We start from the raw sequence: 14,937 nt of genomic DNA, 5'->3' as shown, positions 1-14,937 counted from the left end.
GACGCCTCTTTCTTAACGCTTAATTCACCGTAAACATTTTCAACGGCTTATATTGCTTTTTTTCGGGAAGGTACTGGTACAGACACTTCGTCTGGTCCTGATAAGTCAGAGCCACGACGGGAGCCGTACTACCGACCTGTTCTTCATCCAGGAAGACACCATTCTTTACGAGGCCCCAGAGCCGCTCTGACAGCGTCACATGCGGGTAATCTCGCAAGGCGTAGTCGATTGGTCGAAGAATCTCGGAAAGGTCCTCAGCGGCCATCGCAGCGGCCACCTGGTCCAACGTCACCGTCTGGTCCAGGTCAAAGCCACCACTCTTGAGCCGTGTCAACGAGGCCATCACTGCCGGTACGCCCAGCTGCCGACCAAGATCGACGGCGAGAGTCCGCACGTAGGTCCCTTTGGAGCAGGCAATCTCAAACGCAATCGTCTGGGTGCCCTGTTCAGCATCGAACTGGCCATCGTCGACCAGATCAAAGGCGGACACGGTAATCGTCCGCGTTGGCCGCTCAACCGTTTCCCCGGCTCGTGCGTACTCATAGAGCCGCCGACCGTTCACTTTCACTGCCGAAAACATCGGTGGCGTCTGTTGGATGGTACCAGTCAACGCTGCAGCTGCTTGAAGCAGTTTAGCGCGATCAAACGGCGTTGTCAAAGGCTGACGGTCAATGACCTCACCGTCTAAATCCTCCGTAGTCGTTGCCAAGCCCAGTGTAACCGTGCCCTTGTAGACCTTTCCAGAGGCCATGAGGTAGGGCACAACCTTTGTCGCACTCCCAATACAGATGGGTAGGACCCCATCCACACTCGGGTCCAACGTACCACTATGGCCGACCTTCTTCGTATGCAGAATATGGCGCAACTTCGCCACACAGTCAAAACTCGTGAGGCCGCGTTCCTTATAAAGCGGGATAATCCCATCCATCTTCGTTTCCTCCGTTTCGCGTTGCAAAATTTAGTTGTATCCAACCACCTGTGGCTGCCAGAGATTCCGGCGTCTGTGGGGACCGCCTGCGGCCTGAGAAGCGGTCCTGCGGCTCGGTTTGAAGCCCGACACAAACCAACCGTCAGTCTCCAAACACGTCCCACGCTGTAAGCTGATTCTCAGCTAACACCGTCGTCACAGCTACCTCCACCTCTGGCCGCCTCCGGTTACGACTATCCTTTGCCAATAAAATTGATTCTAATATCGTCAGGACGTCAGTATTCGCCCATACTAGTTGATTACATACTAAATGATGGCATATTCGGTCTCTAATTAAATCGTCAAACCGAAAATACTGGTGCCACCGACGAATACTGCCAGTACCATAGCCGGAGGATGCCAGAGATGGCGCCAGCCGTGGTTGTCAGATAAATTGGCGTGTTGGGCCAATTTATCTGACAGGACGATTTGAAGATTCGTTGTCTTTTACGAAGCTTCAAGTCGAGGAGCAAGACCGCTCTTTGGCTTGCTCCGGTCCATACAGCGGCAGAATCTCTGGCAGCCGCAGGCGTCTTGCTGCCAGCATTCGCCGGTAGTAACGAAAAAGAGGCGCTGATCCGCTTGGACCAACGCCTCCCTCAAACACCGTGAGCAACTACTCGCGGCGGTGTAGATCATTCAGCAGTTCATCGATATGACTTCCGTAACGCACGGAAGAGTCCTGTTCAAAGTTCAACTCAGGCGTCTTGTAGATGCTCAAGCGTGAACCCAGTTCAGACCGAATCAGACCCGTAGCCTTGTTCAGACCTTGCTGTGTCTTTTCCGCTGAAGAAGCCTTGTCCGATAAAATACTGTAGTAAATCGTTGCCTGCTGCAAGTCACCTGTGACTTCCACGCCGGTAACGGTGACGCCCTCGACCCGGGGATCGCGGACACGTTTTAGGAGAATATCCGTAACTTCCCGCTGGATTTCTTGTTCCAACCGGCCAACTCGATATTGTGCCATGACGTTTGCCTCCGATTTTTATTTAACGGGAACTTCCTTCATGATGTAGGCTTCGATCACATCGTCCACCTTAATATCATTGAAATTCTCGATAGTTAATCCTAATTCATAACCCATCTTAACTTGCTTGACGTCGTCCTTGAAACGCTTCAAGCTACCAAGCTTACCTTCGTAGATGACCACGCCGTCACGGATTAACCGGACGTCGGCGTCAGCCGTTACGTAACCTTCAGTAACCATCCCACCGACGATTGTGCCGACCTTAGAAGCATGGAAGATGTTCTTAACTTCGATTTGGCCAGTAACTTCTTCTTCGTAGGTAGGTTCCAGCATCCCCTTCATCGCCGTTTCGATTTCATCGATGGCATTGTAGATGACGTTGTGCAAGCGAATGTCGACCTTGTCGCTATCGGCTTGGGCCCGTGCTTGTGGCGTAGGCCGCACGTTGAACCCAATGATGATCGCGTCTGAAGCTTCGGCCAAGGTAACATCACTTTCGTTAATGGCACCCACGGCGGAGTGAATGATGTTAACCCGCACACCGGAGACGTCGATCTTTTGTAAGCTACCTGCCAAGGCTTCAACGGAACCTTGAACGTCAGCCTTGATGATCACGTCAACTTCCTTCATTTCGCCTTCCTTGAGAGAGTCGAAGAGGTTGTCCAACGTGACGTGACTGGTGTTCTTACGTTCTTGAACCAAGGCTTCCTTAGCCCGTTCTTCACCAGCGGCCCGGGCCGTCTTTTCGTCGTCAAAGACCACGAAACGATCCCCAGCTTCTGGCACGTCGCTCAACCCAGTGATTTCAACTGGCGTTGATGGCTTGGCTTCCTTGATCCGACGGCCACGTTCGTTGGTCATCGTCCGAACCTTACCAAAGGTATTCCCAACAACGATTGGGTCACCTACACGTAACGTCCCTTGTTGAACCAGCAAGGAGGCAACGGAGCCACGACCTTGGTCCAAACTAGCTTCGATGACGGAACCAACCCCGTTTTGTTCTGGGTTAGCCTTTAATTCCAACACTTCGGATTGCAGGAGAATCATGTCGAGCAATTCGTCGATGTTCTTTCCAAACTTCGCAGAAATCTCAACGAAGATGGTATCGCCACCCCAGTCTTCAGGAATTAATTCGTATTCCGTCAATTGTTCCATAACGTGGTTCGGGTTAGCACCTGGCTTATCAATCTTGTTGACAGCCACGATGATTGGCGTCCCAGCAGCCTTCGCATGGTGAATGGCTTCGATGGTTTGTGGCATCACACCATCATCGGCGGCAACCACTAAGACCGTGATATCGGTAATCTCAGCACCACGGGCCCGCATTTCAGTAAAGGCCGCATGTCCTGGAGTATCCAAGAAGGTAATAGACTTGTCGTTGTAGTGGACTTGGTAGGCACCAATGGCCTGCGTGATCCCACCGGCTTCACCCTCGGTAATGTGAGAGTGACGCAAGTGATCCAACAACGTCGTCTTCCCGTGGTCAACGTGTCCCATGATGGTAACGACTGGTGCCCGGGTTTCCAAATGATCCGTGTTGGCCATTTCAGCATCGAAGAACTTGTCGAGGTCGGTCACGTCAACTTGAACCTTTTCTTGTGCTTGAATGCCATAGTCATCGGCTAAGATTTCAATGGTGTCCTTGTCCAAGGATTGGTTCTGGTTAACCATAACGCCCAACATGAAGAGCTTCTTCACGATTTCGGCTGAAGAACGGTGTAAGATCTTGGCTAAGTCCTGAGCGTTCATGCCGTCCGTATAGACTAATACATCTGGTAATGCCTTGTTCTTCCGTTCTGGTGCACCCTTGTGCTGATTGGTGTCTTTGATCCGTTGGTTCTTCTTGTAGCGGTTGTTATTGTTATTATTACGGCGGCGATTGTTGCGGTTGTTCCGGTTATTCCGGCCCCCACGACTGTTTCCGTTACTGCTACCACGCCGGCCATTGCTATTATTTGTATTATTATTCAAGCTTCCACCAAATCTGCCGGTCCCGGAATTGTGTTGCTCAGTGTGATTACTTCCGGACTGGCCATTATTATTTTTATTATTGTTATTGTTCGTACGTTGTTGATTACGATTATTGCTGTTGCCACTATTGGACCGCTGGTTAGAGGTGCGATTGCCGCCGTTAGCCGACTGGTTCCCACCATTGCTGCTGTGGTTACCGTTGTTGGTTGAACGGTTGCCCCCATTTGACCGGTTACCATTCCCCTGTGAAGCAGGTTTGTGGCTGGTGGTCTTGGGATGATCACTCTTCTGACTAGCAGGCCGGGCCGCTTGCATCGTCGCAGGTTGCTTAGCAGGCTTGGCACTCGGTGTCGTTGCCTTACCAGCAGACTTCTTGCTAAATGCTTCGCGGAGCTGACGTTCTTCGTTCTCGCCGAGCGTTGACATGTGGTTTTTCACCGGAAAGCCCTTTGACTCGGCTTTCGCAATGATCTGTTTACTGGAGACATTAATTTCTTTGGCGAGTTCATAAATTCGCTTTTTCCCCATATCTTCACACTCCTTTGTATTCTGCCGATCACGAGAACGTCAGGCGGCTACTTAGCAAGTAATTGTTGTAACTTCCGGACGAAACCCGGATCGGTGATTGCGATGACCGTGCGCGCTGACCCAATGGCCGTGCTCAACTGGTCTTTCGTAAAGTCCTCGTTTAATTGGACGTTATAGCTCGCCGTCTTATCACGAAACTGCTTCTGACTGGTCTTGCCGGCATCACTAGCCATTAAAACCATCTTAGCTGAGCCGTCTCTGACCGCTGCCATAACGAAGGATTCGCCGGTGGTCAGTTTACCTGCCCGCCGAACCAATCCTAAAAGTTGTAAAGCGCGCTCGGGATTAGTCATTGTCGAATAATTCCCGCCGTGCTTGCTGATGATCCACGTAAGCAATCAAGTCATCGTAGAAGTCATCCGGAACCTTCACGCCAAAGACGTGATCGAAGGTCCGTTCCTTCTTAGCCCGCTTTGCAATGTCCACATCTAAAGCAATGTAGGCACCACGACCGGATTGTTTACCGGTAGGGTCAACGCTAACTTCCTGTTCCTGGTTGCGAACAACCCGAACCAGTTGCTTCTTAGGCGCCATTTCCCCAGTCACAATATCCTTGCGCATAGGGACTTTCCGTTGTTTCATGGGACCAAACCTCCTTTAGATGGGTACTATTCAGCTGACGAAGAATCGTCAGTGGTTGACTCACTAGCTGCTGAATCTGTGGCGTCATCATCGTTAACAGCTACATCGGTCGCGTCGTCAGCGACTTCATCGCTAACTGGTGCGTCTTCCGTCACTGGGGCATCGTCAACAGACGTATCTGTAGCGGTGTCATCAGTGGCAACGGGCGCATCATCGTCAGCTGCTGGTTGTGCATCAGCAGTCTGATCAGCTTCCATTATAGCAGATGCTTCGGATTCTGATTTAATATCGATCTTATAACCGGTCAACTTAGCGGCTAACCGGGCATTTTGACCCCGCTTACCGATGGCCAGAGACAGTTGATAGTCTGGCACGATGACTTGGCAAGCCCGTTCGTTGTTTGGATCAAAGATGACATCCAGAACTTCGGCAGGGTTCAGGGCGTTGGCGATAAATTTGGCTTCGTCATCCGTCCATTCCACGATATCCATGTTTTCACCGCCAAGTTCATTGACGATGGTTTGGACCCGTTGCCCACGAGGACCAACACTGGTCCCAACGGGGTCAATGTCAGGGTTGTTCGAACGAACAGCCACCTTGGCCCGGTCGCCGGCTTCACGAGCGATTGCCATGATTTCAACGGTCCCATCAAAGATTTCAGGCACTTCTTGTTCGAACAAACGCTTCAATAAGTCAGCGTGCGTCCGACTAACGAAGACCTGAGGCCCCTTGGTGGCATTTTCGACCCGGGTCACGTAGACCTTGATCCGGTCATGAATCCGGTACGTTTCGTTAGGCATTTGGTCTTGGTGGCCCATAACGGCCTCGACCTTACCTAAACTCACGTAAACGAAACGGGAATCTTGACGTTCAACTTCACCGGTAATGATTTCATTTTCATACTGGCTGTATTGATCGTAGATGATGTTCCGTTCGGCTTCACGAACCCGTTGCAAGATGACTTGCTTAGCGGTTTGCGCGGCGATCCGACCAAAGTTCTTGGGGGTCACTTCAAACTTAATGTCATCACCAATTTCGTAACCCTTGCTGATGGCCAAGGCGTCATCCAAACTAACTTCCAGACGTGAATCGTAGACTTGGTCAACGACCTTCTTCACGGCAAAGACGTGGATATCACCCTTCTTTTGGTCGAACTGAACTTCAACGTTTTGGGCTTGGTCGTAGTTCCGCTTGTAAGCAGAAACTAAGGCCGCTTCCAAGGCGTCGATAACGACTGATTTCTGGATACCCTTCTCCGTCTCAAGGACGTCAAGGGCACCTAATAATTCTTTACTCATGTTGTGTTTCGCTCCTTATTTAGTTAGAACTTGATGGCTAACCGGGCTTGGGCAATCGCATCGCGTGGAATGGTCAACGTCTTGATACGTCCCTTTAAATTAACGGTTAAATCCAAGGCATCGTCACGTAATTCTTCCAACGTACCTTCGTAAACCTTACTTTGACCAATCTTTTGATATAGGGAAACGTGGATATACTCACCCACGGCCCGTTCAAAATCTTCCGGCTTCTTCAGTGGCCGTTCTGCACCAGGTGAAGAAACTTCGAGGAAGTAGGCTTGGGGAATGGGATCTGGATCGATCGCGTCCAGCTGTTCGGACAACTCATCACTCACCATCGCACATTCTTCAATGTTAATACCACCGGGCTTGTCAATGTAGACCCGCAGGTACCAGCCTTTACCTTCCTTGACAAATTCAACGTCAACTAATTCAAACTGATGATGCGCCACGATTGGCCGGGCCAGGTCCGTCACGGTCTCAACGACTGTACTCAAAGAATTCCGCCTCCTACATTTTTCCATTAAAAAGAGTGAGCATGGACTGCTCACTCATTTAAAAAACGAGTTTAACTACAAAGCCTACTTTACTACAGTTCACGCGGGATTGCAACCATTGTGCCAGCTACTGTTCGCAGGTGAACAGTAGCAAAATGAATCCCGCAATCGTAATGAATTCAAAAACCAATAAGTTTAACCGATTCAATGCCATTTCCTTTAAGCTAATCGCCTTAATTACGGTCAAAATGAATGCAATTAGGAAGTAGCCAATGACGACTGCCAAGAATGGCACCGCCGCGACAGTTGATACCAAGCCAAACAACACATAGCCTAAACCAATCAAACAATAGCCTGCCAGAAACATCCAACCGTCTGGTAATCGTGCAAACCGCTGTAGCATGGTGAACACCCGCTTTCGTTAAAGTTTAGTAATGGTTCTCTGATTCCTCACCATTATTGTACCATAATTTAACGATTCTGTAAGCGCTTACCACGTTATTAATCCTGATAAAAGCGGGTTTAACGTTGTGTTAGTTCACCGGCGTTCTTAATTGAGCAATTGAATTGCAGACTGTCGCCTGCAACTGCCAAGGATTTTGAAATTTCGAAGGCTGTCTACCGGCTTTCTCCGGCTAAACTAGGCTTCACTCTGGCTCTATTCACTAATTTCCCCTCAAAAGGATTTACAGATTCTTCACCCTCCACAATAACTTCAAAGCTAAAACGAATTTTCAATTAATTGCCAAAAGAATGAGACAAATTCCCTCAGAATTACATTAGTAGTAAGTAAGGGACTCCTTTCATTGCGCACGGATAATCATAAAAAAAGGCCCATCACCCAGCCATTTGGCTACAGTGATGGACCTCATATTTTTAACTTTTGCTAGCACAATATGACTCTTAGTATCACCAACCAGTTAAACGACCCACATTTGATGTCATCATCAGCCTTGGGCTACCCAATTTAACCGGCCCGGAGGCATTATCGCAGTGCCGACTTGTAGTCCAACTACACATGAGACTTGATGTCACTGCAATTACGTGGGGTGACACCATGTAAGCCGTGAGGGCGGTGTAAATCAACCCAGCTGTGGGAATTCTCTTGGCGGCTATGCCGCTTAGAGAATTGGTGCCTTTGAAACTCGATTCTCAGAGGTTCAAAGGCAAGTCCAGAGACCGCTTCTCGGCTCTGGACGCCCGCCCTCAGCGTTCCGGTTGATTTACACCGCCCGGTAAGGCGCACCGAGCGCTCCAACAGTTGCGGCTTACATCATATCGTCGAATAAGCTGAGTTGGTTCTCGTCTGGTAACCCAGCAAGCACACCGTTTTCCGTCATGAAGTCGATCAAGGTCTTTGAGACCTTCCCCCGTTTAGCGAGGTCTTCCTTGGAAATGAACGGCCGGTCGTTTCGAGCCGCCACAATCTGCTTGGCTACGTTCAACCCCAGTCCGGGAGCCGCCTTGAATGGTGCAATCAACGTATTACCGTCAATGATCCATTCCGCAGCATCGGACTTTTCGAGGTCGATCATCTTGAAGTCGTAGCCCCGTTCCAACATTTCGTTGGCGAGTTCGAGCACCGTCAAGAGGTTCTTATCCTTGGTAGAAGCGTCCATCCCCTGGTCGTTGATGGCCTTCATGGCCGCCTTAACCGCAGATTTTCCCTGTGACATGGCTACGACATCGAAGTCGTCAGCCCGCACGGAGAAGTACGCTGCATAGTAAATGATTGGGAAGTAGACCTTGAAGTAGGCCACCCGCAATGCCATTAGCACGTAAGCAGCGGCATGGGCCCGCGGGAACATGTACTTGATCTTCAGACAAGAATCAATATACCAGTCGGGACAATCCGTTGCCTTCATCTTTTCCTGCCATTCGTCTGGAATTCCCCGGCCCTTCCGCACGTGTTCCATGACCTGGAAGGACGTTTCGGAATCGAGACCGAAGTTGATCAAGTCGGTCATGATGTTATCACGACACCCAATCACGTTGGCGATGGTGGCGGTTCCGGCCTTAATCAACTCTTCAGCGTTCCCCAACCACACATCGGTCCCGTGAGACAGGCCGGAAATCTGGAGTAGTTGCGAGTAGTTCTTCGGGTGCGTTTCTTCCAGCATCCCCCGGACAAAGCGCGTCCCGAATTCGGGCACACCCAGCGTCCCCGTCTTGGACTGAATCTGTTCCGGCGTAACGCCCAGTGAATCCGTCCCGGAGAACAGTGCCATGACGCCCGGATCATCCATTGGAATGGTCTGCGGGTCGACCCCGGACAAATCTTGTAGCGTCCGGATCATGGTTGGATCATCATGTCCCAGAATATCAATCTTTAAAATATTATCGTGAATCGAATGGAAATCAAAGTGGGTCGTTTGCCAAGCGGCGTTTTGGTCATCGGCTGGGTACTGGATCGGCGTAAAGTCGTAAATATCCATGTAATCCGGCACAACAATAATCCCAGCCGGATGTTGTCCGGTGGTCCGTTTGACCCCAGTCGCGCCCTTAGCCAAGCGATCGATTTCGGCACCTCTAAAGGTCTGTTCCGTGTCCCGTTCGTAGGCCTTCACGTAACCGTAAGCCGTCTTGTCGGCAACCGTCCCAATCGTTCCGGCCCGATACACGTTCTTCTCGCCGAACAACACCTTAGTGTAGTTATGGGCGATTGGTTGGTAGTCCCCGGAGAAGTTCAAATCAATATCGGGAACCTTGTTTCCCTTGAACCCTAAGAAGGTTTCGAACGGAATGTTATGACCGTCACCGATCATCAATGTGCCACACTTCGGGCAGTTCTTTTCCGGTAAATCGTAACCGGAACTGTATTCACCCTTAGTGTAGAACTTGGAATACTGACAGTTCGGACACCGATAATGCGGCGGCAACGGATTCACTTCGGTAATTCCGGTGAATGTTGCGACCACACTGGACCCAACGGACCCCCGGGACCCAACTAAGTAGCCGTCCTTGTTGGACTTGGCTACCAGCCGTTGGGCAATCAGGTAGATCACGGAGAACCCGTTCCCAATGATCGACTTCAACTCCCGGTCAACTCGGTGTTGCACCAATTCCGGTAGTGGATTACCGTACCACGCGTGCGCAGTGTCCATGGTCCGTTGGCGAATTTCGTCCTCGGCCCCTTCCATCCGCGGCGTGTACAGCTTGTCCTTTAACGGGTGAACCTCATCAACGTCGTTCGCAATCTTCTGCGTATTGGTGACCACAATTTCCTTGGCCGTATCCTCGCCCAGGTAGGCGAAGTCGTCCAGCATCTCGTTGGTCGTCATGAAGTGCGCATCGGGTAACTCCTGACGGTTGAGTGGGTTGGCCCCCCCTTGTGAGTGAATCAAAATCTTACGGTAAATATAGTCCTCGGGGTTCAGGTAGTGCACATCCCCGGTAGCGACAACCGGTTTGTTTAGATCATGACCGAGTTGAACCATGTTGCCCACGATCTCTTCCAAATTGGACTCGTCGGCAATCAGCCCCGAGTCAATCAACGGCTGATAGGCCGCCTTAGGCTGAACTTCGAGATAGTCGTAGTACTTGGCCTTCGCCGCAGCTTCGACCTGACCCTTTTGCATCATCGCGGTGAAGACTTCACCGGATGAACAGGCTGATCCAACGATAATTCCCTCCCGATAGTGGTCGAGCACACTTCGGGGCACCCGTGGTACCCGATAGAAATAATCCACGTTGGAAGCCGAGACCAATTTGAACATGTTTTTCAAGCCGGCCTGCGTCTTCGCAATCAGAATGGCATGACTCGGCCGCGCGTGTTTATACGCATCGTTATCGGTCATATGGTCATTGAGTTGGTCGTGATACTGAATGTCATAACGGTCCTCAGCGTCCTTTAAGAACAGGTAGTTCAAGTGACCCGTAGACTCGGCATCGTAGACGGCCCGGTGATGGTGCTCCAGACTGACGTGGAACCGCTTAGCCAACGTATTCAACCGGTAACTCTTCAACGTTGGGTATAGGAAGCGCGCCAACGTCAGAGTATCGATGATTGGATTGCTGATTTCTGACATCCCGTGACGCTTGTAGCCGGTGTTCATGAACCCCACATCGAAGGTCACGTTATGCCCAACGATAATCGCATCGCCACAGAATTCGCGGAAGAGCTTGAAGACTTCTTCCTCAGACTTGGACCCCGCCACCATATCATCGGTGATACTGGTCAAATTCGTCGTCTGTTCGGACAATGGGAATCCGGGATCGATGAACTCTTCAAACTGTGCAATAACGTTCTTGTGCTCCATCTTAACGGCAGATAGTTCGATCACCTTGTCGTAGATGGCAGACAGTCCGGTGGTTTCCACGTCAAATACGACGTACGTGGCGCCATCTAGTGGCACGTGAGCGCTGTTGTAGCCGATCGGCACCCCATCGTCCACGAGGTTCGCTTCGACCCCGTAGAGCATCTTGATACCCGCCTTGGCTCCCGCGTTAAATGCCGCTGGGAACCCCTGAAGGTCAGAGTGATCCGTGATGGCCAGTGCGGGCATGCCCCACTTTTTCGCCTGATTGACGTAATCCCCGATTGGGTTGGTTGCGTCCATCTGACTCATCGTGGTGTGCAAATGCAGTTCGACCCGCTTTTGGTCGGCGGGTGCCGTATCTTGCCGACTCGCGTGCTTGACCTCGTTAATGTCGTAGGCGTTCAAAGCCAGATCACGCATGAAGCTATCCTCTTGGACGCTCCCACGAACCTTGACCCAGCTACCTTCTTCAACCCCGGCAAATTGGGCCTCGTCTTCGGCACCGCGCGAGAACTTCTTCACGACGATGGAAGACGTGTAGTCGGTGATCTTAATCGTCAGCAGTTGCCGACCGGAACGTAACTTTCGAACTTCCTTGTCGAAAATGTACCCTTCAACAATGACTGACCGCTCTTCTTGGGTGATATCGACCATTCGCATCGTCGGTTGGTCGCCCTTAATAGCCTTCCCAATCTGGGTCGGACCACTGGCGGCTTGAACGTCACCGTTACTTTGACTGGCACGTTTTTGGTTGGCCTTTTCAATCGCCACAGCCGCCTGTTGGGCTAACTGAGCGTCGGTCTTTTCCTGTCGTGCTTTGAATTCGTCGATCTTGGCTTGTGACTTGGATTCATCGACCATCACGTGGATGTTAAATTTCGGAAAACCGGCCTGGCGGTAGGTATCCTCAATGGGACCCAACGCCTGATTGGCCAAGAAGTTCTTCACAACTTCATTTTGAGCGTATAACAGGACCCGGCCATCCGGATCGAGCTGGGGCACTTGAGATTGACAGAGTTCCTGAACCAGATTACTGGTCAAGCCACTGTTCTTCACGACCCATTCCCAATAATCACCCACGAGGCGGTTAGTCAATTCGGGCTGATCAACCTCGATGCTAGCCTCCACCGTCGCAATCTCCCGAAATGCAATCTGAAGGTGATTGTGGAATTCCACAAAGGCTGTCAGGGGTAAAATACTAGGCATTTTAAGGAAAAAGTGCCAGCGCCGTGACTGTTCGTGAACGGTCAACCGGTCGATCGTGGCCGTTTGGTAGTACGGCTGGTCGGCCGCACCGGACAAATCTAGTTGTTGTAATAATTTTTCAAATAATGCATGGCGATCTTCGTCCACAAGCGAACTCCTTTCACACTGTCTGAATCTCTTCTTACTTCTACTTTTTCATTGGTTACTGATGGTTGCGAGAAGCTTTCGCCTGCGGCTGCCAGGGATTACACCTGCTGTGGGGCCGCCTTCAGCCCTCAAAAACGGGCTTTCGGCTCGACTTGAAGCCGCGTAAAACCACACGTCTCCAAGCTCGTCCCATGGACTAGGCTGACAAAAGACGTCAGCCAAGACCATCGACACAGCTGGCTCCATCCCTGGCCTCCTCCGGCTAGGCTTGCTCTTAACCATGACATTAATCCAATACCAAAACTCATTTTGTCATTTAAAATGGTGGTCAAAACTTTGACTGGTTTGAAAGCATCGAATCAAATTTGCCTTCCAAAACTCGGCTAAATTTAAGCTCTGTACCAGCCACCAGTAAAGTATCAGCCAGCTGCTGGTCTTGACCCGACCACTAGTAGCCTAAAACAACGACCAGTCTTAGCCGAAGGCTGTCAGGAGCGTAGCCGGCCGTGCCGATGGCGTTAGGACGGGCGCTTGTTTCTTCCCGTTCTTACGCCATGGGACGAGCTTGGAAACTCGCGGCTTTCAGCGAGGTTTCAAGTCGAGGTGAAATACCGCTTCTCAGGATTTCACCGGTCCCCACAGCAGGCGGAGCTCCTGACAGCCACAGGCGAACATGCCCGCGTTGTTTTAAGCTAAAAGACTAAAAAGACCAGCTGCTAGCTGGTCTTTCGGTAAGCTAGTCGATGTCTTTAAAGAGAATTTCCACAGTACTTGCGACTTCATCCTTAATAACTTCGACCGTTTCACCAGTCTTTCTGATCTTGATCTCAACGATGCCTTCGCCGGCCTTCTTACCAATGGTGATGCGGACCGGAATCCCCATCAAATCGGAATCGGCAAACTTCACACCGGGACGTTCCTTCCGGTCATCAGTCAGCACCCGGTAACCCTTGGCCGTTAACTGTTCTTCCAGTTCAGTGGTCAGGTTGGCTTGGTCTTCCTTCTTCAGGTTGACGGGAACCAAGTGAATATCAAATGGTGCGATGTTCCGTGGCCAAACCAGACCATTTTCATCAGCTTGTTGTTCAGCAATCGCGGACAGCAAACGACTCACACCAATACCGTAAGATCCCATGACAACGGGCTTTTGACGGCCACCTTCGTCCAGAACAGTTGCGCCCAAAGCATCGGAGTAACGCGTCCCCAACTTGAAAATGTGGCCAATTTCAATACCCTTAGTGAACTTCAGCACGCCGGCACCATCTGGCGACAAATCACCAGGTTGGACTTCACGGAAATCGGCATAGTCGTCGACCCGGAAATCACGGCCTGCATTAGCGTTGATGTAATGGTGACCATCTTCATCGGCACCCACGGTCACGTTGACCATGTCACCCACGTATTGGTCGGCCAAGATTTTAACATCTTCACCCACACCAACGGGACCCAGAGAACCAAAGTTGGCTCCCAGGAACTGCTTAGCTTGGTCTGGCGTTGCGGGGTCTAAGAAGTCCGCATTCAAGTAGTTCTTCAGCTTTGTTTCGTTGACTGCGTGATCACCACGAACCAGCACCATTACGGGTTGCTCCTTGTTGGCCACGTAGAGCATACTCTTGATCAACGTTGTGGGCTTCACGTCTAAGAACTTGGCGACTTCATCAATCGTTTTGGCCCCCGGCGTCGCTACTTTTTCCATTTCTTCTGATTGAGCGTGGGACTTCTTACTGATGAAGAGGCTCCGTGCCATTTCCAGGTTAGCAGCATAGTCGGATGAGTCAGAGTAAACAATCGTGTCCTCACCCACTGGTGCAATGGCGGAGAATTCCTTGGAATCCTTCCCACCCATGGCACCACCGTCACCAACGATGGCCCGGTAGTTCAAGCCCACGCGATCAAAGATGTTTTCGTAGGCGTGTTCCATTTGTGAGTAGATGCGATCGAGATCTTCATCGTTGATGGTAAAGGAATAACCATCCTCCATGATAAATTCACGACCACGTAATAACCCGTAACGCGGACGATCTTCATCCCGGTACTTCGGTTGGATTTGGTACATCACCAAAGGCAACCGCTTGTAAGACTTAACCGCATCGCGAACCAGCATCGTAAACGTTTCTTCGTGGGTTGGTCCCAGAATAAAGTCACTGTCATGCCGGTTCTTCAGCTTGAATAAGTTAGGCCCGTACGTTTCGTAACGGCCGGATTCTTCCCACAGTGAGGCAGGCAAGATGGCTGGCATCAAGGTTTCAACCGCGTCAATCTTTTCCATTTCCTCACGGATAATCTTTTCGATATTTTCTAAGACCCGGTAGGCCAGTGGCAAGTAAGCGTAAACGCCCGCCGTCACTTGGCGAATGTAGCCGGCCCGCAACATCATTTGATGGCTCAGAGCCTCAGCGTCATTCGGCACCTCTTTCAAAGTTGGAATGAGTAATTTCGATTGTTTCATAGTCAA

General features: G+C 50.8%; 10 protein-coding genes. All 10 read right to left on the bottom strand.

The window, feature by feature from the left end:
* Positions 1-19: 19 nt before the first annotated feature.
* On the bottom strand, positions 20-928 hold the full coding sequence (gene truB / locus FD07_RS02255) for a tRNA pseudouridine(55) synthase TruB (protein WP_020088578.1): 909 nt from the start codon (positions 926-928) through the stop codon (positions 20-22).
* A gap of 655 nt (positions 929-1,583) precedes the next feature.
* Positions 1,584-1,934 (bottom strand): 30S ribosome-binding factor RbfA, encoded by a 351-nt coding sequence (gene rbfA, locus FD07_RS02250; RefSeq protein ID WP_020088579.1) that lies wholly within the window; start codon positions 1,932-1,934, stop codon positions 1,584-1,586.
* Between the two features lie 18 nt (positions 1,935-1,952).
* Positions 1,953-4,433 carry a translation initiation factor IF-2 gene (infB, locus tag FD07_RS02245; protein ID WP_020088580.1) on the bottom strand — a complete coding sequence of 827 codons (2,481 nt, stop codon included), beginning with the start codon at positions 4,431-4,433 and terminating at the stop codon, positions 1,953-1,955.
* A 47-nt stretch (positions 4,434-4,480) separates the two neighbouring features.
* Positions 4,481-4,786, bottom strand: a complete 306-nt coding sequence (locus FD07_RS02240) for a L7Ae/L30e/S12e/Gadd45 family ribosomal protein (RefSeq protein ID WP_020088581.1) — start codon at positions 4,784-4,786, stop codon at positions 4,481-4,483.
* The gene (gene rnpM / locus FD07_RS02235) at positions 4,779-5,075 is read right to left on the bottom strand and encodes an RNase P modulator RnpM (RefSeq protein WP_020088582.1); all 297 of its coding nucleotides are present in this window, start codon (positions 5,073-5,075) and stop codon (positions 4,779-4,781) included. Before rnpM ends, FD07_RS02240 begins: the two co-directional genes overlap by 8 nt.
* Before the next feature lie 26 nt (positions 5,076-5,101).
* Positions 5,102-6,373 carry a transcription termination factor NusA gene (gene nusA, locus FD07_RS02230; protein ID WP_020088583.1) on the bottom strand — a complete coding sequence of 424 codons (1,272 nt, stop codon included), beginning with the start codon at positions 6,371-6,373 and terminating at the stop codon, positions 5,102-5,104.
* A gap of 23 nt (positions 6,374-6,396) precedes the next feature.
* Positions 6,397-6,870: a ribosome maturation factor RimP gene (rimP, locus tag FD07_RS02225; RefSeq protein WP_020088584.1), complete on the bottom strand. Its 474-nt coding sequence runs from the start codon at positions 6,868-6,870 to the stop codon at positions 6,397-6,399.
* A gap of 127 nt (positions 6,871-6,997) precedes the next feature.
* Positions 6,998-7,273 carry a hypothetical protein gene (locus tag FD07_RS02220; RefSeq protein WP_020088585.1) on the bottom strand — a complete coding sequence of 92 codons (276 nt, stop codon included), beginning with the start codon at positions 7,271-7,273 and terminating at the stop codon, positions 6,998-7,000.
* Positions 7,274-8,138: 865 nt separating this feature from the next.
* Entirely contained in the window at positions 8,139-12,482 is a 4,344-nt protein-coding gene (locus tag FD07_RS02215; protein ID WP_020088586.1) for a PolC-type DNA polymerase III, read from the bottom strand.
* Positions 12,483-13,218: 736 nt separating this feature from the next.
* Entirely contained in the window at positions 13,219-14,931 is a 1,713-nt protein-coding gene (locus tag FD07_RS02205) for a proline--tRNA ligase (RefSeq protein WP_020088588.1), read from the bottom strand.
* Positions 14,932-14,937 lie beyond the last annotated feature (6 nt).

The organism is Levilactobacillus parabrevis ATCC 53295, from assembly GCF_001434055.1.
GTDB lineage: Bacteria > Bacillota > Bacilli > Lactobacillales > Lactobacillaceae > Levilactobacillus > Levilactobacillus parabrevis.
The sequence above is the reverse complement of the archived record's forward strand: the minus strand, read 5'-3'. Positions and strand labels throughout refer to the sequence as shown.

Bases quoted from the DNA above. Each gene is read 5' to 3' on its own strand.
- rbfA (WP_020088579.1), bottom strand. From the start codon at position 1,934: ATGGCACAATATCGAGTTGGCCGGTTGGAACAAGAAATCCAGCGGGAA.
- rnpM (WP_020088582.1), bottom strand. From the start codon at position 5,075: ATGAAACAACGGAAAGTCCCTATGCGCAAGGATATTGTGACTGGGGAA.
- FD07_RS02205 (WP_020088588.1), bottom strand. From the start codon at position 14,931: ATGAAACAATCGAAATTACTCATTCCAACTTTGAAAGAGGTGCCGAAT.
- FD07_RS02220 (WP_020088585.1), bottom strand. From the start codon at position 7,273: ATGCTACAGCGGTTTGCACGATTACCAGACGGTTGGATGTTTCTGGCA.
- truB (WP_020088578.1), bottom strand. From the start codon at position 928: ATGGATGGGATTATCCCGCTTTATAAGGAACGCGGCCTCACGAGTTTT.
- FD07_RS02240 (WP_020088581.1), bottom strand. From the start codon at position 4,786: ATGACTAATCCCGAGCGCGCTTTACAACTTTTAGGATTGGTTCGGCGG.
- infB (WP_020088580.1), bottom strand. From the start codon at position 4,433: ATGGGGAAAAAGCGAATTTATGAACTCGCCAAAGAAATTAATGTCTCC.
- nusA (WP_020088583.1), bottom strand. From the start codon at position 6,373: ATGAGTAAAGAATTATTAGGTGCCCTTGACGTCCTTGAGACGGAGAAG.